Below are 21222 nucleotides of genomic sequence, written 5' to 3'. Positions count from 1 at the left end.
GCAATATCGGTGTGCGGACACGCTCGGGGACTGTCTCAGCGGCGGCACCTCGTGGGCGAGTCGGGCAAGGCCCGGGCGTAGCTGGGGCAGTGGTCGCAGGCGATGACCGGCGCCGGGCGTTCAAGAATGCGTCAGGCGCGGTCTTCCTCCTCCTGGTCGTGCGGGACGGCGTCGGCGAAGGGGCGTCCGGTGCCGGCCCGATGAGGAGCGATCTGCCGTCCAAGGAGTGATCGGGCCGATGTTACCGACTGAGGTCGGTCCGATCATGGGAGTGATCTCCTCATGACCAGTACGATGCACGCCGTCCGGGCCCACCGACGGGGCGGCCCGGAACAATTCGTCTACGAGTCGGCCCCATGCCCCGAACCGACCACCGGCGAAGTGCTCGTCGCGGTGTACGCCGCCTCCATCACCGCCGGCGAACTCGAATGGGACGCCAGCTGGACCGACAGCCTTGACGGGACGGGGCGCGACCGAACGCCGACCATTCCCTCGCACGAGGTCTCCGGCGTTGTGGCCGAAGTCGGTGCCGGGGTGACCGGTCTCGCTGTCGGCGACGAGGTCTACGGGCTGATCCCGTTCACCCGCGACGGTGCGGCAGCCGAGTACGTTGCCGTTCCCGCGAGCATGCTCGCCGCGAAGCCGTCCCAGTTGGACCACGACCGCACGGCGGCTGTACCGCTCGCGGCCCTCACCGCATGGCAGGCGTTGGTCGGCCATGCCGAGCTGCAACCGGGACAGCGCGTCCTGGTTCACGGCGGCGCCGGCGGTGTGGGCACCTTCGCCGTGCAGATCGCTACGGCGCTGGGCGGGCGTGTGACGGCCACCGCTTCCGCGCGTGACATGGACTTCGTCACCGGGCTCGGCGCGCAGCGGGTCATCGACTACCGGGCCGAACGGTTCGAGGGCCTGGTGCGGGACGTCGACGTGGTGCTCGACCTGGTAGGCGGAGAGACGCAGGACCGCTCCTGGGCGACGCTGCGGCCCGGCGGAACCCTCATCAGCATCGTGCAGCCCCCGGACCCTGAGAAGGCCGCCGCCCACGAAGTTCGCGCCCTGTTCTTCATCGTCGAACCCGACCGGGCCGGTCTGGTGGCCATCGCACAACTGATCGACGAGGGCCGGTTGACGCCGGTGGTGGACCGCGTGGTGCCACTCACCGAGACCCGCGCGGCCTACGAGGTCCTTGTGACCGAGCACCCGCGCGGCAAGGTCGTCCTCCATGTGGACGGCAACCGGAGCACCTAGGTTCTGTCGTCGAACTGCCGTCTGCCGCATGGCGTCTGGCACGCTCGGTAACTTGCGATCGCACACCAGATGCGGTGTGGCCGCCCTTCGAGCGACGACGGCAGTTCGACGACAGACCCTGGCTAGTACACCTAGGGGCGGAGGTAGGGCCGGGTCATGATCTCCATGTTGTGGCCGTCCGGGTCGTCGAAGTACGCGCCGCGACCGCCGAACAGGCGGTTGATCTGTCCGGGTTCGGTGTGGCTGGGATCGGCGTAGTAGGTGACCCCAACCGCTTCCAGACGGGCGACCATGTTGTTGAACTGTTCGTCAGGCACGAGGAACGCGTAGTGCTGCGACTGGATCGGCTCGTCACGCTTCTCGTAGTAGTCGAGCGTCACCCCGTTGCCGAGGTCGACGGGGAGGAACGGCCCGAATGGAGCACCGACCTTCAGCCCCAGTATCGCGGCGATGAACTCGGCCGACAGTTGCCGGTCTGTGGCGTAGACGGCGGTGTGGTTCAGCTGGACGGCGGTCGCCGTCAGTTCGGATTCGTACGGGTAGTTCTTGTCGTTCGGCATGTGTGAGGTGTGTCTCCGGGTCTTGGGATCCGCTGGGATGGGCGCCACATACGGGCGCCAGGCAGGAAGACGCGGAAATGGGGCGGGGCTCTTGCCCGCCTCGCCATCATGCCGAGGCCGGGAACCTCACTCGTGCATGGCTCATGGCCGACCCGGCAGTCACCTGACGGACTTTAGTCATCACCACGGGCTGAGGCAATGCCGTTCCTGGCCTGCTGCGTGGTCCACTGAGGCTCCGCCAAGCTCGTTTCCGCAGGTCAGTGGGGCTGGTGTGATGCGGCGGTGAGGTACTCACGCTGGCAGGTGGGGTGATCGTTAGCACGAGATCGTCCGGCGCGGGTGTTCTCGCGGGTTCTGGAGTGAGGTTCGGGGGCGCCGCGTAGGTTTTGCGCCGGGAGGAATCTTCATGGCGGATGTGCTGACGTGGACGATCGAACGGCGGTTTGAGCTGGCGAAACGTGCCGAGCTGCTGCGCAAGGAGCTGGGCGAACTCGAGACGGAGGTCGCCCGGTTGGAGGCTGCCGAGGTGGTGTTCGGGCAGTGGGCCGAGGCCGCCGATGGTGGACGGCGGCCGCCGGGCATCGTGTCACCGGAGCCGGAGCCGGAGCCGGAGCCGGAGCCGGAGCCGGAGCCGGAGCCGGCCGCTGTGACAGTGGGTCCGGGTGCGGGCGGGATGCGGGTGGTGCTGGACCGCGTCGAGGGGATGGGACTGGAGGTCCTGACCTCGGAATATCGGCGGGTCATGGAGATCGTGGCCGGGGCGGACGGTCCGGTGACGGCCAAGGACGTCGCCCTCGGGCTGGGCCGGGAGGCGACCCCGGCGAAGATCGAGCCGGTCCGGGGCCGGCTGCGCAAACTGGCCGACCGGGGCTGGCTCTCACGCACCGCGTCCGGGCGTTACCTGCCACGGTGACCAGTGACGCCGCCGGCCGGACGGGCCGGTTTATGCCGTAACGCAAAGGCCCCCGGCGGGAGTTGGTAAGTGTGTGACCAAAAACCAGCCCGCCGAGGGCCCCCAGGATGTTGTCTACCAGGTTCGTCTCCCGCTGTCGAAGCGGACCATCGATCTCGTCGCCGACCTGATACGCCAACGCCGCAACCAGATGCGCTCTCCCTGGCGCAAGGCCGAACCCGGTAAGCAGGCCGTCATCGTGCTCGCCGTACTCCGTCACGACCAGCGCCTGGCCGACATGGCCGACGGCAACCAGGTCGGCGAGTCCACCGTCCGCCGCTGGGTGAAAGAAGTCGTCAAGCTGCTGGTTGCCAGTCTGATCGGGGGCTTGGCGCCCAACGGGGCGCTTCTGATCACGGCCCGGATCGCCCAGGGAGCCGGTGCCGCCGCGATGGCCCCCAGCAGCCTGAGCCTCATCACCTCCACCCACGGCGACGAACACGAGCGCGGGCGTGCCCTGTCGCTGTGGAGCATGATGGGCGGGGTCGCGGGTCTGGTCGGCGTGGTCCTCGGTGGAGTGCTCACCGCCGAGTTGAGCTGGCGCTGGGTACTTTTCGTCAATGTTCCCCCTGGCATCGTGCTGATGGTCGTCGGGGCGCGGCTCCTGATCCCCTCCGGCGGCACCGAGCGGACCCGGCTCGATCTGCCCGGTGCCCTCTGCGTCACCCTCGGGATCGGGGCGCTCACCTACGGGCTGTCGGAGGCCTCCGCCAAGGGCTGGGGTTCGCCGAGTGTCGTGATCCCGCTGGTCGCCGCGGTTGTCCTCGTCGCTCTCTTCCTGTTGGCCGAAGCCAGGAGCTCCCACCCGCTGATCCCGCACGACCTGGTCCGGCCGCGGGCCCTGCGGATCGCGAATCTGCTCATGTTCTGTCTGGGTGTGACGCTGACCGCCCTGCTCTTCTTCCTCTCGCTGTACTGCCAGCAGGTTCTCGGCTACAGCGCGCTGCGCACCGGTATGGCCATGCTGCCCATCACCGTCATCTTCATCGTCGGCGGCGTCACCTCCCGCCAGCTCGTTCCCGTGGTCGGCCCCCGACCCATGCTGGTGGTCGGCGGCCTCCTCGCCGCCGGGGGTATCGCCTGGCTCGCCACTATCCCCACCCACCCCGCGTATCTGACTCACATCCTCGGCCCGAACCTGGTCGGCGGGTTCGGCGTGAGCATCATGCTGCTCGCCGTCACCATCAGCGGCACCACCGGTGTGGATCCCAAGAACGCCGGTGCGGCGTCCGGACTGCTCAACACCTCCCGACAGATCGGCGGGGCCGTCGGCCTCGCCGTGCTCGTGAACATCGCATCAAGGGTGACCTCGCACGCGAGCAGTCACACTGATCACCTCGACGCACTGGTCCAGGGCTATCGAGTCGCGTTCCTCTTGAACGCGGGTCTCATGCTCGTCGCCGCGCTGGCCGCTCTGGCGTTGACCGCCCCGGCGCCGGCGAAAGACCAGTGAACCGCTCGGCGGCCGCCCGGCGCGGGCGTCCGCGCTTGGGGGCGGTTTCGGCGGTCGGGCCGCATTGACGGGGGAGTGGCGGGAGGGAAGCGGCCGAAACCGTCGTATCCGAGGACCTCGCGCCTCGACAACTCGTGCTCGTCAAGGTTGAGTTGACTCGGATTGGCACTTACGGGCGGCAGATCCACGAGGCATGGCAGGCCAGGGAGCTCCTGCGCGATCTGCTCCGCCTCACCGCCGAGCACGCCCACGTCACTGCGGGCCGATCCGCGATCTCCGCCGCTCGCTACCGCTTCCATAGCTTCTGCGCCGACCGCCCCCACCTGCCCGAACTGATCACCCTCGCCGAGACCGCCGACCAATGGTGGGACGGCATCGAGGCCTACGTGGCCACGGGCATCACCAACGCCGCCAGCGAGGCGACAACCGCCTTATCAGGCTCGAAACCCGCAACGTCTTCGGCTTCCGCAACCGAGCCCACCAACGACTACGGTCACGCTGCGCGACCATCAGGCGGAGTCGCGGACAGCCGAAGCCCGGCTGCATTCGAAGACCCGCAGAAGTACCTGCGAGTCGAAGGGCGCCACCCCGGAGCACCGCGGCCCGGAACCCCGGTATCAGGGTGACGGACCCCTGGACCTCGATGGGCCGATGCATCGCGAGGCGATCGGTCGATACCTGTGGAGGCTGTGCGTTTCCGATCGTGGCCGGATCGGATGAGGTCGGCCCGTGACGCACGGGAGCCCCCGCGTCGCAGAGGGCGTCGACCACGTCCTGCGGAGCAAGGGGCTTCGTGGTCGGCTACCGCGCCACTCTCGGCGTCCGCCCGGTTCGCCGGAGGACGCACCTGGACGGCGCCCTCGTGCCCGATCCTCAGTCGCGCCGGCTCCGGCTCCCGGCCCTGCAACGCGGGCCCAGCACCCACCCCCGACGGTGAGCGCCGGGCCGCCCGCCCACCGGCCGCGGCCGCCCGATCCCATGGCCGTCCTGGTGACCCGCTGCCTCGCAGGACGATCCGGCCGTGCCGGATGAACCACCCCGGTCAGGCACGTGTGACCCGCACGCACGGCGACGCGAACCGACCCCGATCGGCCTGCACCGCCCACCCCCGCACGACCAGGCGCTTCGCCTTCGCCCGCACGCCCTGCACCGCCGAGGCCGTCACCTCCAGCCCGAGCAGCCGCGTCAACTCACGGGCCCGCAAGGGCTCCTGGGACGCAATGAGCGCCTGGGCCAGCTCCCGGTAGATCCCCGGAAGCGCTGTCAGGCCCATGTCCGGTTCCCGCTTCGGCACAGTCACCCGGATCTCACCGCCCAGCCCCGCACCTGCCGGGCCCGGCGCCATCGCACCGCTCCGGTCGCAGGGCTCCGCACACAGCACCTCCCGTAGCGTCTCCCGGGCGATCACCAGCCGCGACAACTCCGACTCGGCCTCCCCGAGAGCTGCGGCCAGCCTGGCCGCCTCGCCCTGGAGCCGCTCGACCTCGCGCCGAGCCCCGGCCTCCCGCTCCTCCAGCAGTTCCAACACCGATGCCACCAGCAACCTCCGAACACATCGAAAGAGACGAACCACCACATCTCTCTCGCGCGCAACGGAAGTTCCCGCCACCAGGGCATGATCCGGTCAGCGGTCGGGTTCTGCGGGCCGAGCGGCCCTGTCCGGACTTCCCGACCGTGCTGGAGAAGGGATGGGTGGCCGATGGCGACGGGGTGATCGGGGGTGCGGCCCGGCACCCGGTCGCCGACCGTTGGTTCCGTGCGGGGCGAGCCGGGAGCTCGGCGAGGCGGGGGCGGTGCTCCGGCAACGGCCGGTGCGGGGCCGTCAGACCGGCTGTGAGGACGGGGATACGACCTCGCAGCCGGCCCGCCGAGTCGCTCAGGAGGACCCGCAACCTGCTGAGTCGGTACTGGCCCGGCACCGTACGTCCCAGTGCCACGGCGGTGCTCCCGGACCGACCGTGGTGCACCGCCGCAGCTCCGCGGCTGTGCGGTCAGACGAGCGCGGGTCCGGGCACGTGGACGGGCTGCTCCTCCATGGGCGGCTCAAGGGCCAGGTGCGGCAGGCAGCGGTCCAGCCAGCCTGGCAACCACCAGTTGGCCGGACCGCACAGGTACATCACGGACGGTACGATCACCCGGCGGATGTCGGCAGGGTCCAGGTCGTTCGCCGTCTTGGTGAAGTTCAACGTGGCATACGCGGTGCGTCCGTCAGCGCTCACCTGGACCTTGCCGCCCGGCAGGTAGGGGCTGGCGACCGAGGCCACCTGGGGCAGGTGCGACACCTGCGTGAGCATCGCCGACATCCGCTGTTCGACGGCCGGATCGGTGGCCCTGCCTTGACTCACCTGCCAGACGATCTGGTCGGAGTCGCCGGCCTGGGCCGGCGCCGACCGCAGGAGCAGTTCCTGGGCTCTGCCCGAGCTCGTCCCCGGCACTATGAGGGAGTTGTCGTACGTCGTCTTCACCGCCTGCGACATCACCGCCAGGCCGATGAGGAGGGCTACCCAGGCAGCGATCACGACGAAGCGGTGCTGATAACACCAACGTGCGAGTGCGGACATGATCATCCATTCCTTTCAGACTCGGCTCTTCATCGTCGGGGTCTCAGCCGCCCAGGTCACCGGCCGACCGCAGCGATTGCCCGAGGCGCTACCGCGCCATTCGGTGCGGCTCGCGGCTTCGCCTACTGCGTTCGCAGTAGTTCCGCTGTTGACGGCGGCCGTGCGTGACGGCTCTCAGCCGCCCGGCAGCGGTGCGGCGCTTCTCCTGCGGCGGTATCCCCGCGCGGAGTTCGGGGTCGTGCTCGCGGTGGCGCGGTCGCTCATGGCCGGGGGCGCGGCGCGGTGACCAAGCCGGTCTTGTAGGCGAGGACGACGAGTTGGGCGCGGTCGCGCGCGCCGAGCTTGGCCATGGCGTGGTTGGCGTGGGTCTTGACGGTGAGTGGGCTGAGCGTGAGCTGACGGGCGATCTCCGTGTTGGACATGCCGTCGGCGACGAGGGCCACCACTTGGAGCTCGCGGTCGGTGAGGGTGGCGAGCAGCGGCGAGGGGCGGACCGGCTCGCTGTCGTGCAGCGTGAGGAACCTCGTGATGAGTCCCCGGGTGGCGGACGGCGAAAGCAGCGCGCCGCCGCGGGCGACCGCGCGGATCGCGTCGATCAGGACCTCTGGGCGCGAGCCCTTGCCGAGGAAGCCGCTGGCCCCCGACCGCAGCGCCTCGAAGACGTACTCGTCGACCTCGAACGTCGTCAGGATCAGCACCCGCACTCCGGCGAGGCTGTCGTCGGCGGCCATCCGACGGGTTGCGGCCAACCCGTCGAGGCCCGGCATCCGGATGTCCATCAGGACGACGTCGGCGCGTGCCTCGCGGGCTACCCGGACCGCGTCGTCACCGGTGACCGCCTCGCCCACGACCGTCAGCCCCGGCGCACGGTCGATCACCAGCCGCAGGCCCGCGCGGATGAGATCCTGGTCGTCGGCGAGGACCACGCGGGTCGGCGCCGTGGCTGCGGGCGCCGGCAAGGCGGGCGCGGTCCAGGTCATCAGCTCTCGATCCCGGTCGCTCGCAGCGGAAGCTCGGCGAGGACGAGGTAGCCCCCCTCGGGCCGTGGCCCCGCCGCCAGTCGTCCGCCCACGGCGGCCACCCGTTCCCGCATGCCCACGATGCCGTGTCCTCCGTTCGTGCGTCGGCGGACCCAGGCCACCGGCCTGCCCTCGTCCTCGACCGCCAGACTGAGTGCCCCAGGCGCGTATCCGAGCCGCACCACCGCAGAATCACAGCCGGCGTGCTTGCGGGTGTTGGTCAGCGACTCCTGGATGACCCGGTAGGCAGTCAGCTCCACTACCTCGGGCAACGGCCTGGCCTGGCCGGTCACCTCGTGGGTGACCCGCAGGCCCGCGCCGGCGAATGAGCAGATCAGTTCTCCCAGTCTGTCAAGGCTCGGCACCGACTCCGCCGGCTCGGCCGCGCCGGGCTCGCGCAGCAGCCCGACGGTCAGCCGCAGTTCCTCAAGGGCTTCCTCGCTGGCCTGCTGGATATGCGTGACCGACTCCATGGCCTGGGACCGGTCCTCGTCTTCGAGCAGATAGACCAGCGCGCCGGCCTGCACGTTGATCAGGGCGACATGGTGGCCGACGGCGTCGTGCAACTCCCGTGCGATCCGCAGCCGTTCCTCGGTGACGCAGCGGTTCACCTCGTCTTCCCTGGCCTGCTCGGCGTGTCTGGCGCGCTCGTCGGCCTCGGCGACGTAGGCACGGTGGCTGCGGGCGGCGATGCCGGTGGTGACCGCCAGGGTCGCCCACAGCACGATGACGACGCCCGTCATGCCGGGATGGGTGATGAGCGAGCCGGTGAGCAGCGTCGCCTTGACGGTGACGCCGACCGCGAGCGCCCGGCCCTGGGAGGAATCCAGCGCGACCCAGTGGAGCGCGCAGAAGAGCGCCAGCAAGGTCGGCGGGTAGTCCATCCCGTCGGCCATCAGCACGACCGACCCGATGACGGCGACCGCCACTGTGCCGATCGGGAACCGCCGGCGTACCACCAGGGCCGCGTAGACCACGACGGTCACCAGCAAGCTCAGCGGCTCGTGAGAACTGAGCGCGTGCCGGACGGCCGCGGGGACCGTCGCGACCGTGAACAGCACCATCGACGCGAGTGACGAGAGCAGCAGCAACAGCTGCTGCCTGGCCATCAGCCTGCTCCAGGAGATCGCGGCCGCAGTCAGCATGAATCCGCGCCTGCGGGCCGGCGCTCTTTGACGACATGCAGCAGGGTGACGCCGAGCCACGGGCCACCGTACGAGTACCTGACCCCCAGTGGGCGCAGCGTGCCCTGCCCGAGGTGCGCGGCATACTTCGTGGCCGCCCACCAGAAGTCCGCGATGAGCAGCTGCCCGCCCGGGCGCAGCACCCGCATCGCCTCGTCCACCGCGCGGTAGCGTCCCTCGCGTGACGGGATGTTGTGGATGGCGAGCGCGCTCGTCACGACATCGAAGGAGCCGTCCGCGAACGGAAGCGCCGTCATGTCGGCCGTGTGCACCTCCACCCTGTCTGCGGTTCCGGCCGCGGCGGCGTTGGCGAGCGTGGCCTCGGCATTGTTGCCGCTCTGGTCCGTTCCGGACCACAGATCGGCGCCGTGGGCGCGCCCCGCCGGTAGCCGCTTGGCCGCCTCGATCAGCACCGCGCCGCGACCGCAGCCCAGGTCCAGCAGTTGCTCGTCACCCTTCAGGCCGATCCGGCCCAGTTCCCGCTCCCAGACGCGCAGCTTGCCGCGCAGCGTGGTGTGCAGGTAAACGCCGGTGGACGCGAGCAGTGCCGTTCCCACGGTCGCCATCGTGATCCGTCCCCGTCCCCGCCGGGCGGCGGCCAGGCAGCACGCCACCCCGGCGGCAGCGGTGACAACCGGGAACGCCGGCGCGTCGACACCGTACCGAGGCCGCTGAGGAGGGGGAGACGGGGAGCCACTGCGGTTCTTGGACACACCCGCAGCGTCACAAGCGCGACCGCCTGGTGTCTTGAACAAATGTTCCTCTCGCGGCCGATGCCGACCGCCACCGCAGAACCTGGACACGTCTTCGGGCGCGGCCCACGCGACAGGGCCGACCGCGAGCCACGGCGCGCTCGCGGACGGCCTGGGCGTCACCTTGCGCTGGTCGGCGTAGCCGCTCTCCGCCGCCGCCAGGACGGCGCTGTGATCCGAGGCGCGGAGGTGGGCCGCGCCACCTGCGCGCCCCGCTCACCCTCCACCTCTACGACAAGCAGGGCTGACGGGCGTGGAGAGCCCGGGTGCCCAGGTGCGGGGCCCCGGTCGGCGCGATCGCATCACGCACGGCGCAGAAGCTTGCTGGTGGTGTCGGTCCATGCGATGTCGTCAACCGCCAGCCATGGTTCGCCGGCCACCGTCGCCGGGGTCGCTCCGGTGAGCGCCAGGACGTCCCGATGCAGATGGGACTGGTCGGCATAGCCGCTCTCCGCCGCGACTCGGGCTGGGCCCACACCCGCAGCCAGGCGGTGGACGGCATGGTCGAAGCGGACTAGCGTCGCAGCCCGCTTGGGCGGCAGGCCGATCTGCGAGAGGAACCGGGACCACAGGCGCTTGCGGCTCCATCCGACCTCGGCCGCTAGTCCTTCGACCCGGGCCAAGCCGCGGCTGGCGACGATCCGGTGCCAGGCCCAGGCCACCTCCGGGTCTATGGGTGGCGCCGCCGCACGTCGGCGGCCGAGCAACGCGTTCGTCAACGCGAAGCGTTGCTCCCATGAGGAGGCATCGTCCAGTTGTTCACGGATCCGCGACGCCTCCCGGCCCCACAGATCGTCGAGGGTCACCACGGCACCGTCCAGGTCGGCCGGGGAGACACCCAGCGCCGCGCGTGCGATCGTCGGGGACAGGCGCACCTGCACGCCCTCGAAGTTCTCACCCCGCACCCGAACCGCGCCTCGGCACCCGGCCCCGAGCCCGGCGACGAAACCTCCCCGGTGCTGCCGCCCGGCAGCGTCGTCCACGAAGGTCGAGCCGGAACCGAACTCCAGAGCCATCATGACGGTGGGATGCGGGATCACCCTGAGGTCGATCGGGGCGACGCCACGGTCACGGAACCCGGCCATACTGACACCGGCCACCCCGCTGGGCCGCTCCGGACATACGACGTCCCATAAGGCGGTGTCGTCACGTTCACCTGCGCCGGATCGCATCCTCGAATGTTACGCGAGCCAAGTGTCCGGAACACGCCGTTAGCCGGACATCGCGCCTACTGGTCGGACGCGCCCGGGGCGTCTGGTCGTCACCGGCGTCCCGGGCAGCCGGCAGCGTTTGCCGGACTCACCTGACCGCTGACCCGGCGTCCGTGCGCGCCGTACTGTTGTCGACGCCCTGGCGGCTGTGTCCAAGCGCCCTCCAGCCCCCGGGTCGGCGCTCGCGGCGATCAGGGCTGGGGACTGATGCCCCGGGGGAGCAGAAGCGCGCGGTCCCGCCAGGCGCGCTCCCACTGGCGAGTCAGCGATGGATAGACGATCAGGTAGCGGAACGGCGCGATGAGGGCCATGTAGATCCGTCCGAATCGGCCGTTGGGTTTGACCAGGACCGCCATCCGCAGCTCATAGCCACCATCCCCGGTCGACTCCCAGCCCAGGTGCATGAGGGTGTGGACGGTCTTGTTGGCCAGTTCCCCGACGGCTTCGTCGCCGAGCTCGTAGACGGGAGTCAGCGGGTTCTCGCCGGGGCCGGAAGTGTCCACGGTGCCCCGCAGTTCGGGCGGCAGCCGGTCGCACAGCGACCCGACCCGCTCCCCGAGTCCCGCCGTGGCCTTGTCCCATCCGAACAGGGCGCCGAGCTTCCAGCGCGCCGCGAAGAGGAAGCGGACCCCAAGTGGCTGCCTGGCGAGGCCACCGCCGGCCCGCATCGCGGCGAGCATCACGGGAAAGTCGTCCGGTCCTGCGCCGGGGGTGCGGAAGGACCACACGTCCTCGACCCGGAAGTCGGGGGCGAGGACGTGGATCCGCCAAGGCCGGCCGGTGTGCTCGGTGCGAGGGACCTTCATGTCTGGTGCCGCCTTCCTGCCCGTGCGTCCTATCGGGACGACCGCCGCCATCCCGATATACGCTTGCGTATAAGCTGAGGGTAGGTCAGATATACTGTGGCGTATATTCCGTGGATGAGTGAGGTGGGTCACATCATGGGAGCTGCTCGCACACCGCGCGCCAGGTGGGTGGAAGAAGGCCTGCGCGCGCTGGCCGACGGCGGCCCTGACGCCGTCAGGGTCGAGGCCCTGGCCAAGCGGCTCGGCGTCACCAAAGGCGGCTTCTACGGGTACTTCGCCGACCGCGACGCGCTGCTCACGGCCATGCTGGACACCTGGGAACGAGAGAGTACCGACGAGGTGATCGACCGTGTCGAGCGAGAGGGCGGCGACCCGAGGACCAAGGCTCGGCGTGCGGGCAAGCTCACCTTCTCCGACGGCCGGCTGCTCCCCATCGACCTAGCGGTCCGTGACTGGGCCCGGCGTGACGTGGCGGTCGCAGAACGCCTGCGCCGGGTGGATAACCGGCGGATGGACCTGCTGCGCGAGATGATCGGCACCTTCTGCTCCGATTCCGACGAGGTCGAGGCCCGCAGCTTGCTCGCCTTCTGCGTGGCGATCGGACACCACTCCCTCGCGGCCGACCACCAGGGCCGTACCCGGGCCGAGGTCCTCACTCGCGCTAGCGACCTGATCCTCAACCGCACCAGCGGCCGGTAGGGCCACTCGACCTCGCCGTAGCGGTAGGGGGGTCGGTGTGGGTGCGTCAGAGGTGCGACGTGAGCCGGTAGAGGGGCGCGGCGTGGTGGCCCACGCGTACCGCGGTCTTCGCCCGGGCCGCATCCATCGCGCCAGTCCCCGACCCTACTACTGGTGCGATGCCGCTGGATTCCGTCGGCTTTGGCAGGGCAGGCATGGTCAGTTGCGGGGCTCGGCGCGACGATAGGCCGGTAGATCTCTCGTGTGACGTAGCGCTTGAGGCAGCGGAGGATCTCTCGACGGGTCTTGCCCTCGGCAAGGCGTCGCCGCAGATGTCGTTCACGAGCATCTGGCCACCGGTCTGGCCGCCGCTCTGCGGGCCCTGACCCCGCGGACGCAGTCGCGTTGGAGGCCCGCAAGGCCGCTCAGGCCGAGAACGAGCCACCAGCCCCGGACTCACCGGCCCAGTTTGCCGGCCAGCCGTCGGGAACGGTGACGTTCCTGCACGCGTGGCGGATCGCCCATCTTCCGCCAGACACCAGGCCGCTGCCCTCGGTAGCGACCGCCTGCCCGATACCCAGCATGGCCTGCAGGAGCTGACCGCCGTGCCGGGATGCCACCCGCTCCTCTGTGGTCCGCCGGGTTCCTGGGACGGTGAACGGGTCGCCGCTGTCGACGGCCGGGCTCCGTTCCTCCACGTGCACACGCCCGCGGGGCCGGCGTGCCCTGGCCCGGTGTCACCCACTGCCTGGTCCGGCCCGACGGCTACATCGGGTACCTCGCGTCCGGTCGTGGACCACGGCTTGCAATGCGGCGGCGCGCTCGGCCCCGGGCCGGGCAGCCCCGAAGGAGGGGCCCCGGAGAGCGTGCGCGTGGCATTGCTCATGAACCACGCGTGTCCTGGTCAGCGTGTCTTACGGGTTTCCGGAGCCGCTTCGTCGGCTGCTGAGCATGGTAGCGATCGGCAGGGCTGCCGCCAGGCCGCTCAGCAAGGCTGCGGCGAGGGCGCCCAGGATGGCGGGCTGGTCGGCGAAGGCGATGCCGATGGCGGCCAGAGCGGGCCCCGCGTTGCGTACAGCGGTGACGCCTCCCATGGCGGTGCGGCGCACCGGCGGCCCGGTGGCCAGTAGTGTGCCGACGGCGAAGGCGGCGGCTGCGAGGACGAACCCGGCCAGCAGCGTGAGTGAGCCGATCAGCGCGACGACGTCACGCCAGTTGCCGACCAGCATGCCCGTCAGCACGATCAGGAATGTCACATTCGAGACCGCGGCCGCGGTGGGGTGCCACGCTTGTGCGGTGAGTGCCGCGTAGTGGCGCAGCAGCAGGCCGATGACGAACGGAACGAGCTGCAGGAGTGCCACAGTCTGTACCAGCGCCCCCACGTCGAGGGAGATGCCTTTGCCGACCTTGGCGGCGGTGAGGATGCCGTTGACGGTCGGGGCGAAGGTGAGGCTGCCGATGGCGGCAAGCAGCACCTGCACGGCCCCGGCTGCGACGACGTCGCCTTTTTGCACCATGGCCAGCTTCGCGCCGAAGGGGCCGCCTGGGGAGGAGGCGACCAGGACGAGCGCGATGAACGACGCGGTGGGCAGGCCGAACAGGGCACCGATGCCCCAACCGAGCAATGGGATGGCCACCATGTTGGCGATCAGGGACAGCGTCAGCAGTGGGACGTCGGTGAGGACGCCCCGCAGTGCCGCGACGGTGGCCCCCAGGCCGGCAGTGAACATGGTGGCCGCGATGAAGATCACGGTGACGGCGTTGAACAGCAGGTGCAGGGTGCCCATGAGGCATGTCTCCTCGGGCTGCGGGGCGCCTCGGAGCGGTGCCACGGTGCGCGTGACCGCAGTGTCAGTCCTGGAGATCGCCGAGCCAGCGCAGGGCGTTGAGGCCCGGCAGGAAGCAGTACTCGCCGCCGCGGGTGACGACGAACCGCGGCAGTGGGGACAGGCGTCGTCGGACCGGCCGCCGGGGAAAGGTGTAGCCGGTCACGCCGTCGTGGGATCCCGTGACGGGGTCGCCGGCGTTGCCCCCGCCGAAGAAGACGCTGTCGTTCATCCACTGGGACTGCACGAATTCGAACTGACGCCCGAGGTGGGCCCCGATGAACGCGAACATCAGGCCGCGGTCGGCCCCGTCGTCTTCCAGCACTCCTTCAGGCAGCGGCGGACCGTAGGCGGCGCCGCGTCTGATCATGCGGTGGAGTCGCACTTCGCCCGCCACCGACGCGTCGCGGGGGTTGGCCCGCCGGATGTGGCAGCCGCTGGGCGTGGTGAAGCCCACCGGATCGTCCCGCTCGTACAGGAAGGTGTTGCGGCGCTGCGGGTCGGCGCCGAGAGCGGGGTCGTCGTGCTGCGGACTGAGCGCCAGCGGTGCACCGCTGCGCCAGCGTCCCATGATCTTGGCTGCCAGCAGTTCCTCGTCCTCGGGGCCGTTGGCATTGTCTCGCAGATAGCACCGGAAGAGGGCGACCCGCTGGTGGAGTTTGCGGAAGACCGCGTAGCTGCCGTTGCGTCCCAGTACCTCCGGCTGCAGCGTGTGGATGCCGCCGATCTCGTCCCGGTAGCCGAGCACGAACTCGCCGGCCTTCAACGGCACCTCCAGCTGGTTCGACCCGGCGATGCCGCTGCCCTCGACGGCAGGATGGCTGATGCCGTCGCGGTAGCCGAAATGCTCGGTCTCAGTGGGCAGCGCGTAGCAGTCCTGCCGCCAGATCGCGGTCACCCCGGGGAGCCGGTCGTAAGCGGGGCGGGCCCGATCGAGGGCCCCCTCCAACCGCGTGGCATCGGGCGCGACCGCCGTGAGCACGACATGGACATCCGGCGTGCCCAGCGGCGCTTCCCAGTGCTCGGGGCCGCTCTGGCCGACATCGCCCAGCGCCTTGGCACGGGCTGCCATCCCCTGGCGGAACTCCCAGGCGAACGTGTCCACCGATGCGCGCGGCACACCCAGCGCCTTCAGCCCGTGAGAGGTGACCGCGACACTCACCCACGTCTCCCGCAGGGGGCTGACCGAGTCGGCGGCGGAAGTCACCACCGCGCTCGCGCGCCGCATCAGCTCCCGTCCATGCGTCCGGTCATCGATACGGAACACCACATAGGTCGCCGCGTAGGGCGTAGGGCGAGGGCTGAGGACCCCGCGCTGAATGTCGTCGAGCTCCAGTGCGGCTCGCGCGTTCGTGCTCACACTCGCGCCTCCTTGCGTCACTACTTCGTGACGAGGTTCCGCCAGAAATTCCGCAGGCTCTCGTCGCCGCCGAACAACGAACTGAAAATCGTGGAGTCCGCCAGCAGCACATCGCCGGCCCGCTCACCGCTCGGGGGCATCCACAGGAACATGTTGAACTCGGTGTTGCCTGCCTCGATGAATGGATGCGGCCTGGAGGTGTCGATCGGCTGCCGGGCCAGCAGCTGAATGACATCCGGCTCGTCGCTTGTCACGGCGTAATGCGGAAGGTGCTGGTGGAAGTTGAAGTTCGTCACCCCGTCCAGCCAGCCTCTCGTATCCGCATCCCGGACCGGGGAGAACGGGGCGATTTGGTTCGGCCCTTGTACGGCGGGACGTAGTCCGTAGCGGTTCTCGACGGGTACCCCGAGGCCGTGCATCACGCCCCGGACATAGGTGGCGAACCGCTGCTGGCGGGGAACCAAAGGATCGCCGTGATGGCAGTATTCGATCTCCCGCACTGTCAGATCGTCCGATGCCCCGACGTCGTGGTGGGGTCCCAGGATCAGACGGGCGTCCTCCCGTCCAAGGAAAGCCCGCAGTGCCTCGACCTCCCCGGGTCCGGGCTCTTGTCCTGTGATCATGTGATCAAGCCCGAACACGAACAAGGTGTCGGTGTCCGCCAGTACCCGCTCGTCGAGCGGGGTATGGAAACCGGCCTGGTCGATGCGTTGGTATACGGGGACGGGATGTCCGGTGGTCTCCTCGACGAACTGCTGGAACGGCACCCAGGCCCAGAAGAACAACTCCAGTGAGCCGGCGATGCCTTGCTGGAACTGCAACGGCTCGGACCACTTCGGGTCCTCGTAGGCGGGCCAGGTCACCCGCCGGACCTCGGTCATGGTGGAGAACCGGTTGTCCAGCTCGGCAGGGCTCCTGCCCGCCTCCGCTGGATAGCTCCACGAGACGTAGATGCTCACCCGTCGCCGACCAGGGGTGTGTTGACGCGGGATGTGGTTCTGATTGTAGGTGCGTGCGGTCGTGACCTCGTTCATCTCGTCTCCGATCCACAGTGGGACGAGCGTGCAGGCAGCCGCTCTCACTGCAGTTGGTCGAGCATCTCCGACAGTGCGCTCTTGATCCGCAGAGCCTTCTTGATCTCGTCGGCCGTGACGAACGGATACTCGCCGTACTCGATGAAGCTCGGGCAGTGGTGTTCACGCACGAACCTGACGAACGCCTCGGGGTTGGTCTTCCAGTCCTCGGGAAACCCTTCGAGGTTCTCGAAAGCCGTGCTCACCCCCGCCTTGCTGAAAAGGGCGACGGCGTCCTCGGTGTACTTGTCGAAGTCGGTGTCGAAGATCCCCTGATACATGAAACGAGTGTCGTCGTCGAAGAGTACCCAGCGCAGGTAGTGCAGCTTCAGCGGCGCCAGAAGATACGGATCCCGCTCCAGCGCCTTGGCCAGGGTGTTGCCGTGCTCACGGATTGCCTCGGCTCGGCCCGGCTTGACCCTCGCGATGATGGTGAACCCGTAACACGCCGGTGTCTTCGGAAAAACGGGGCCGTACTTCCCCTGCTCGAGATGGCCCGTCTCCTTGGGGATGACAGCCGCCTGCGGCTTGATCTCCATATCTGCTCCCTCCCGCCACCTACCGGCCGGGAACAACTCCCCTCATCGTGCCACGCAGCCACTCCACCCGCCTCATGAGCAGCACCGTCGTGATCAGGAGCCTCGCGTGCGGGCAACACCGTCGGCAGCTTGGCCGGAGCGGGCCGCGGGGGTGGTCAAGGGCAGTTCCGGACAGGGGCCGCCGGACGGAAGCCAAGGGCGTCGCGGATCTGCGTACGGTGCCCCTTGGCCGACCGGGACGACAGGTCGTACTTCGCGAGGTCATCCGCCGGCAACTTCACCAGGTCGGCCATGTAGTCGACAGCGGCCCGCGGGAACTCCTCGCCGAACTGGGAGAACCGGCCCTCCAAGTCGAAGAACTTCAGCATCAGCACGAAGCCGAGCCGAGTCGGGCCGGACTTGTTCGCGACCAAGTCCCAGTCATCGCCCACCGGCGTCCAGCACGCCGCGACCTCCTCCAGTGACCATTCCTGGTGGATGTCTGCTCTCCCGCCCTTCGCCGTTCAGTCGGGCGGCCCGGCGAAGCGGTCGACTACGAGGAAACGCCAGAAGACGCGGCGGCCGCTTTGGACCTGGGGTCAGAGATAGGCGTCCGGGGCCGAGAATGAACGCCGGATCCTGATCGGTGGATTCCTGGACTCCGCCTTTGGCGGACTGCATACCGACCTGGTCCGCCATTGCGAGTCACCCGGGCGAGCAGGAGGGCGGGCGGGCGCGAACCTGAAATCCGTTTACCTGGCCCTGAACACGCGCCGCCCCTGTTTGCCGGGGGACGATCGGCGGTAGCGAGTCTCCCGCAGGCTACGTACGACCTGCGCAGGATCCCCGCGGGCGCGGGTGCGGGGCCAGGACCTTCGGGACAGCTCTTCTGTCCCGTGTGCCGACGCCACCCGGCGACAGCGGCCGGGGCGGATCGGCCGTCAGGGACAACGTGATCCACTCAGCGTGTGGGCTATGGGGCTATGTGATCGTGATCGCTTGTACGGGGCAGGCGCGGGCTGCCTCCCCGACCAGGGGGCCGGCGGCGGCGTCCTCGTGGTCCGGCAGCAGTTTGCTGAAACCGTCGTCGTCCTGGGTGAAGACCTTCGGCGCGGCAAGCACGCACTGTCCGGCGCCGATGCACACATCCGTGTCGATACTGATCCGCATCACAACAGGGTCCTTTCCGTTCGGATTTCGGTCACCACGCCACGGGCAGTTCAACCATGCCTTGGATAGTGTCACCCGGTTTGAACGGGATATCGTCGGCGGGTACCGCCAGCCGTAGTCCCGGAAGACGGTCGAAGAGCGTACGCAGCGCGATCTCCATTTCGGCCCGCGCCAGATTCTGACCGAGGCATTGATGGATACCGAAGCCGAAGGCGACGTGGTTGTGCGAATTCCGTCCGAGGTCCAGTTCGTCCGGCGAGGGATATGCGTCCTCGTCGCGGTTGATCACGGACGTGGACAGGATGACGCCGTCCCCGGCCCGGATTGTCACCCCGCCCACCTCGATGTCCTGCGTAGCCACCCGCGACATTCCGTCGGCGATGGAGAGGAAGCGGAGCAGTTCCTCGACGGCAGTAGGCATCAAGTGCGTGGAGGCGCGCACCCGGGCCAACTGGTCGGGATGCTGCAGCAGAGTGAAGGTACCGAGCGAGATCATGTTCGCGGTCGTCTCGTGACCGGCCACGAGCAGGATTTCGGCCAGTCGGACCAGTTCGTCGTGGTTGACGGCCCCGGTGTCGAGCTGTTGGGTGATGAGCTCGTCGAGCAACCCTTCGCCGGGGTCGGACCGTTTGCGTTGGATCAGGGCTCGGAAGTAGTCGTCGAGTGCGTCCCGTGCGGCCTCGATATCGCTGGCTGCAGGGCCGCGCAGCAGCCCGCGCGACTGCGACTCGAAGAACTCGTGGTCGGCGTAGGGCACCCCGAGCAGCGCACAAATGACCATGGACGGAACGGGCAGTGCGAAGGCACTGACCAGATCGGTCGGCGGGCCCTGCTCGATGATCGCGTCCAGCAGTCTGTCCACGGTCTCCTGGATCCGCGGCCGCAGGGCCGCTGTGCGCTTGACCGTAAAGCTCGGAATCAGCATCCGTCGTTGAACATTGTGCTCGGGGTCGTCGAGACCGAGCAGTTCGACGCGTCGCGAAGTGGTCGCTGCCACCCGCTCGGTGAACACGGGAAACGCAGGGTTCTCCCGGTCGGCCGACAGCCGCGGGTCGACCAGCAACGCACGCGCCTCCGCATGCCCGGTCACGAGCCACACGGTGCGGCCGTCGAAGAGCCGGGCGGGCGACACCGGCTGTGGTCCCCGGTGCGCAGGCCGGTACCCCGTCGGCGGGTGGTAGGGGCAGGTTCGGTCCTGCGGAAAGGAAATGGTCTCAATATCTGCCATGGCGGACCTCGCAAACAGGGTGGGGATTCCTACCGGCCTCTCCCCACTGGATTCCTCAGGCACCCAAATGGTCTAGTGAGTGTTCGGCCAACTCGCCGTGAACCGTTGATTCCGGCTGCCGCCTTGGCCGGGCGTTGTGAACCACCGAGGTGATGCGCCCGGATTTCCGTACATAATTGGGCACGCGTCGCATACGGAGTGCGTGCCTGTGGACCCATGAATCAGGACTGCACCGAGAGTGGGGCGACGAGGTCGGCCAGGTTCTGCACGTGCGGTTCTGACTCACATACGTCATACACGCTATGGAAACCGATTTCGGTTGCCACGCCGACATTCACGAGAAGGGAGGGTGTTTGACCATCCGCTGAATGGAAGGACGGGGCGCCGTCCCCCTGCACACGGCAATAGAGCCGATGGCTCTTGAGATAACCTGTCTGCCGCACCGGGCTGCGGCAGGGTCGGTTCCCACCGCGGTCGGTCGCGCCTTCGTCGACCTCACGGATACGAATCTCACCGTCCGCAACCACATCCGTCGGTCCCGGACGGCCCACCGCTGGCGCGGCTCGCCCGAGACAACGCCCCTGAGCTCGCGTATCTCGTCTCTCGCCCCCGGAGTGGTCCTCAGAATCTGCTGGATCAGCCCAGCTCCTGTTGCGGGATCAGTGTCTCGAGTGGGCTATGGAGAACGGTCAGGACTCCGGCGTATGGGGCGGGCTGGGTGAGGCCGAACGGCGTGCGCTGAAGCGACGCACACGCAGGCGTGCTCAGGAATCCGGATGAGGACGGACTATGCACCATGGACACCAGGGCCTGGATTCTCGTCGGCGCGGTCGCCGCACTGCTCACGATGGGGGCTGCCGGCGTACTCCTGGTCAGGCTGTTCCGCGCAAGGAAGCTGCTGATCGACGCGGGTGTCCCGCTGCGCAGCAAGGCGTTGGTGTGGGCCGCGGTGATTTACACCGTGTGCCCTGTCGACCTGATCCCCGACCCCGTCTATCTGGACGACATCGCGTTCCTGTTGCTGGCCCTGCGTTCGCTCCCCGCCCCCGGCCCCGGTCGACTCGGGCGCCGCGTTCCTCGCGCAGAGCGGCCCGGCCCCCGCGTCCGACGGGACCGCAGACATAGTTGATCGGGACGGAAGCAAGTGACATACGGTAGTTGCGTCGCCGTCCTCGTTGAGCGCCGGGCGTCTGATGACGGGAGAAGCCAACGGTTCAGAGAACTCGTGCATGTCATCGGGTGGGACGAGAAGGCGCTGCCCGAGGGGGCAGCGCTGAGCACTGAGATCGATTCTCCCTGGCGGCGGGATTCTGCCGTTGGGACACCGGCCGGGAGAAGGACGAACTCGCCGTGAATCTGCTTGCCCAACAGGGCTCAGGCTCCCGTGGTGCCGTCGATGCCCTCTCTGAGAAGATCCGCGTGACCGTTGTGGCGGGCGTACGCAGACGGGAGGCCTCGACGCGTCGGTGCAGCTGGCTGGGCTCGCGTATGGGCGTGGTTTGCTACCGGCACCGGACTGGGCTTGAGTCAAGGCCGCGAAGTTTGCTGATCGGCTGGGCTGTCAAGGGGTGATTCGTGCTGGTGGGAGGGCCTGGACGCGCGACGGGACCCCAGCACGACGGG

The 21222-nt window shown here is 68.9% G+C and carries 22 protein-coding genes and 1 pseudogene; 7 read left to right on the top strand and 16 right to left on the bottom strand.

All coding sequences use genetic code 11. The features are described from left to right. Positions 1-282: 282 nt before the first annotated feature. Positions 283-1248: an NADP-dependent oxidoreductase gene (locus ACWD6R_RS21755; protein WP_451820197.1), complete on the top strand. Its 966-nt coding sequence runs from the start codon at positions 283-285 to the stop codon at positions 1246-1248. 131 nt (positions 1249-1379) lie between these two features. Here the strand turns inward: ACWD6R_RS21755 and ACWD6R_RS21750 are convergent, their stop codons facing one another. Continuing rightward, positions 1380-1808 carry a VOC family protein gene (locus ACWD6R_RS21750; protein WP_451820196.1) on the bottom strand — a complete coding sequence of 143 codons (429 nt, stop codon included), beginning with the start codon at positions 1806-1808 and terminating at the stop codon, positions 1380-1382. Positions 1809-2214: 406 nt separating this feature from the next. Between ACWD6R_RS21750 and ACWD6R_RS21745 the strand changes: the two genes are divergently transcribed. The 3 genes from ACWD6R_RS21745 (at position 2215) to ACWD6R_RS21735 (ending at position 4839) form a co-directional block, all read left to right on the top strand. Continuing rightward, a complete protein-coding gene (locus ACWD6R_RS21745) occupies positions 2215-2721 on the top strand; it encodes a hypothetical protein (protein WP_451820195.1) in 507 nt (168 codons plus the stop codon). 73 nt (positions 2722-2794) lie between these two features. Continuing rightward, positions 2795-4213, top strand: coding sequence for an MFS transporter (locus tag ACWD6R_RS21740; RefSeq protein WP_451820194.1), 1419 nt, complete (start codon positions 2795-2797; stop codon positions 4211-4213). A gap of 152 nt (positions 4214-4365) precedes the next feature. Beyond that, positions 4366-4839, top strand: a complete 474-nt coding sequence (locus ACWD6R_RS21735) for a transposase (RefSeq protein WP_451820193.1) — start codon at positions 4366-4368, stop codon at positions 4837-4839. Between the two features lie 416 nt (positions 4840-5255). Here ACWD6R_RS21735 and ACWD6R_RS21730 read toward each other — a convergent pair whose 3' ends face one another. The 7 genes from ACWD6R_RS21730 to ACWD6R_RS21700 all read right to left on the bottom strand — a co-directional run bounded on the left by ACWD6R_RS21730 (position 5256) and on the right by ACWD6R_RS21700 (position 11746). Next, positions 5256-5750, bottom strand: coding sequence for a hypothetical protein (locus ACWD6R_RS21730; protein WP_451820192.1), 495 nt, complete (start codon positions 5748-5750; stop codon positions 5256-5258). Positions 5751-6204: 454 nt separating this feature from the next. After that, positions 6205-6774: a hypothetical protein gene (locus ACWD6R_RS21725; RefSeq protein ID WP_451820191.1), complete on the bottom strand. Its 570-nt coding sequence runs from the start codon at positions 6772-6774 to the stop codon at positions 6205-6207. 260 nt (positions 6775-7034) lie between these two features. Next, on the bottom strand, positions 7035-7754 hold the full coding sequence (locus ACWD6R_RS21720; RefSeq protein ID WP_451820190.1) for a response regulator: 720 nt from the start codon (positions 7752-7754) through the stop codon (positions 7035-7037). After that, positions 7754-8938 (bottom strand): sensor histidine kinase, encoded by a 1185-nt coding sequence (locus tag ACWD6R_RS21715; RefSeq protein WP_451820189.1) that lies wholly within the window; start codon positions 8936-8938, stop codon positions 7754-7756. Before ACWD6R_RS21715 ends, ACWD6R_RS21720 begins: the two co-directional genes overlap by 1 nt. Next, positions 8932-9534: a class I SAM-dependent methyltransferase gene (locus tag ACWD6R_RS21710; RefSeq protein ID WP_451820188.1), complete on the bottom strand. Its 603-nt coding sequence runs from the start codon at positions 9532-9534 to the stop codon at positions 8932-8934. Before ACWD6R_RS21710 ends, ACWD6R_RS21715 begins: the two co-directional genes overlap by 7 nt. A gap of 497 nt (positions 9535-10031) precedes the next feature. Then, the gene (locus tag ACWD6R_RS21705; protein ID WP_451820187.1) at positions 10032-10814 is read right to left on the bottom strand and encodes a helix-turn-helix domain-containing protein; all 783 of its coding nucleotides are present in this window, start codon (positions 10812-10814) and stop codon (positions 10032-10034) included. Between the two features lie 317 nt (positions 10815-11131). After that, positions 11132-11746 (bottom strand): DUF2867 domain-containing protein, encoded by a 615-nt coding sequence (locus ACWD6R_RS21700; protein WP_451820186.1) that lies wholly within the window; start codon positions 11744-11746, stop codon positions 11132-11134. A 135-nt stretch (positions 11747-11881) separates the two neighbouring features. On the opposite strand from ACWD6R_RS21700, the gene ACWD6R_RS21695 reads away from it, so the two are divergent. Beyond that, complete coding sequence (locus ACWD6R_RS21695; protein ID WP_451820235.1) at positions 11882-12445, top strand: TetR/AcrR family transcriptional regulator; 564 nt, start codon at positions 11882-11884, stop codon at positions 12443-12445. Positions 12446-12849: 404 nt separating this feature from the next. Here the strand turns inward: ACWD6R_RS21695 and ACWD6R_RS21690 are convergent, their stop codons facing one another. The 8 genes from ACWD6R_RS21690 to ACWD6R_RS21655 form a co-directional block, all read right to left on the bottom strand. Next, positions 12850-13122, bottom strand: coding sequence for a hypothetical protein (locus tag ACWD6R_RS21690; protein WP_451820185.1), 273 nt, complete (start codon positions 13120-13122; stop codon positions 12850-12852). Between the two features lie 216 nt (positions 13123-13338). Then, on the bottom strand, positions 13339-14211 hold the full coding sequence (locus ACWD6R_RS21685) for a bile acid:sodium symporter family protein (protein WP_451820184.1): 873 nt from the start codon (positions 14209-14211) through the stop codon (positions 13339-13341). Positions 14212-14275: 64 nt separating this feature from the next. Further along, positions 14276-15610: a Dyp-type peroxidase gene (locus ACWD6R_RS21680; protein ID WP_451820183.1), complete on the bottom strand. Its 1335-nt coding sequence runs from the start codon at positions 15608-15610 to the stop codon at positions 14276-14278. Positions 15611-15630: 20 nt separating this feature from the next. Then, positions 15631-16569, bottom strand: a complete 939-nt coding sequence (locus ACWD6R_RS21675) for a hypothetical protein (RefSeq protein WP_451820182.1) — start codon at positions 16567-16569, stop codon at positions 15631-15633. A gap of 119 nt (positions 16570-16688) precedes the next feature. After that, positions 16689-17222 carry a hypothetical protein gene (locus ACWD6R_RS21670; protein WP_451820181.1) on the bottom strand — a complete coding sequence of 178 codons (534 nt, stop codon included), beginning with the start codon at positions 17220-17222 and terminating at the stop codon, positions 16689-16691. 155 nt (positions 17223-17377) lie between these two features. Then, positions 17378-17701, bottom strand: coding sequence for a DUF4158 domain-containing protein (locus ACWD6R_RS21665; protein WP_451820234.1), 324 nt, complete (start codon positions 17699-17701; stop codon positions 17378-17380). A gap of 481 nt (positions 17702-18182) precedes the next feature. After that, positions 18183-18371, bottom strand: a complete 189-nt coding sequence (locus ACWD6R_RS21660) for a ferredoxin (protein WP_406424550.1) — start codon at positions 18369-18371, stop codon at positions 18183-18185. A gap of 31 nt (positions 18372-18402) precedes the next feature. After that, the gene (locus ACWD6R_RS21655) at positions 18403-19599 is read right to left on the bottom strand and encodes a cytochrome P450 (protein WP_451820180.1); all 1197 of its coding nucleotides are present in this window, start codon (positions 19597-19599) and stop codon (positions 18403-18405) included. A 660-nt stretch (positions 19600-20259) separates the two neighbouring features. On the opposite strand from ACWD6R_RS21655, the pseudogene ACWD6R_RS21650 reads away from it, so the two are divergent. Both ACWD6R_RS21650 and ACWD6R_RS21645 read left to right on the top strand, forming a co-directional pair. Continuing rightward, positions 20260-20379: pseudogene (locus ACWD6R_RS21650) on the top strand (WhiB family transcriptional regulator); the annotation flags it as partial. 16 nt (positions 20380-20395) lie between these two features. Continuing rightward, complete coding sequence (locus ACWD6R_RS21645; protein WP_451820179.1) at positions 20396-20728, top strand: YkvA family protein; 333 nt, start codon at positions 20396-20398, stop codon at positions 20726-20728. Positions 20729-21222: the final 494 nt, after the last annotated feature.

The organism is Streptomyces sp. NPDC005151 (assembly GCF_053599875.1).
Note: the sequence above shows the minus strand (reverse complement) of the source record. Positions and strands in the feature narration are given on the sequence as shown.

Excerpts from the sequence above, each read along its gene's own strand:
- ACWD6R_RS21755 (WP_451820197.1), top strand. The coding sequence starts at position 283 with ATGACCAGTACGATGCACGCCGTCCGGGCCCACCGACGGGGCGGCCCG.
- ACWD6R_RS21750 (WP_451820196.1), bottom strand. The coding sequence starts at position 1,808 with ATGCCGAACGACAAGAACTACCCGTACGAATCCGAACTGACGGCGACC.
- ACWD6R_RS21745 (WP_451820195.1), top strand. The coding sequence starts at position 2,215 with ATGGCGGATGTGCTGACGTGGACGATCGAACGGCGGTTTGAGCTGGCG.
- ACWD6R_RS21725 (WP_451820191.1), bottom strand. The coding sequence starts at position 6,774 with ATGTCCGCACTCGCACGTTGGTGTTATCAGCACCGCTTCGTCGTGATC.
- ACWD6R_RS21720 (WP_451820190.1), bottom strand. The coding sequence starts at position 7,754 with ATGACCTGGACCGCGCCCGCCTTGCCGGCGCCCGCAGCCACGGCGCCG.
- ACWD6R_RS21715 (WP_451820189.1), bottom strand. The coding sequence starts at position 8,938 with ATGCTGACTGCGGCCGCGATCTCCTGGAGCAGGCTGATGGCCAGGCAG.
- ACWD6R_RS21705 (WP_451820187.1), bottom strand. The coding sequence starts at position 10,814 with ATGGCCGGGTTCCGTGACCGTGGCGTCGCCCCGATCGACCTCAGGGTG.
- ACWD6R_RS21700 (WP_451820186.1), bottom strand. The coding sequence starts at position 11,746 with ATGAAGGTCCCTCGCACCGAGCACACCGGCCGGCCTTGGCGGATCCAC.
- ACWD6R_RS21695 (WP_451820235.1), top strand. The coding sequence starts at position 11,882 with ATGGGAGCTGCTCGCACACCGCGCGCCAGGTGGGTGGAAGAAGGCCTG.
- ACWD6R_RS21685 (WP_451820184.1), bottom strand. The coding sequence starts at position 14,211 with ATGGGCACCCTGCACCTGCTGTTCAACGCCGTCACCGTGATCTTCATC.
- ACWD6R_RS21670 (WP_451820181.1), bottom strand. The coding sequence starts at position 17,222 with ATGGAGATCAAGCCGCAGGCGGCTGTCATCCCCAAGGAGACGGGCCAT.
- ACWD6R_RS21660 (WP_406424550.1), bottom strand. The coding sequence starts at position 18,371 with ATGCGGATCAGTATCGACACGGATGTGTGCATCGGCGCCGGACAGTGC.
- ACWD6R_RS21655 (WP_451820180.1), bottom strand. The coding sequence starts at position 19,599 with ATGGCAGATATTGAGACCATTTCCTTTCCGCAGGACCGAACCTGCCCC.
- ACWD6R_RS21645 (WP_451820179.1), top strand. The coding sequence starts at position 20,396 with ATGGACACCAGGGCCTGGATTCTCGTCGGCGCGGTCGCCGCACTGCTC.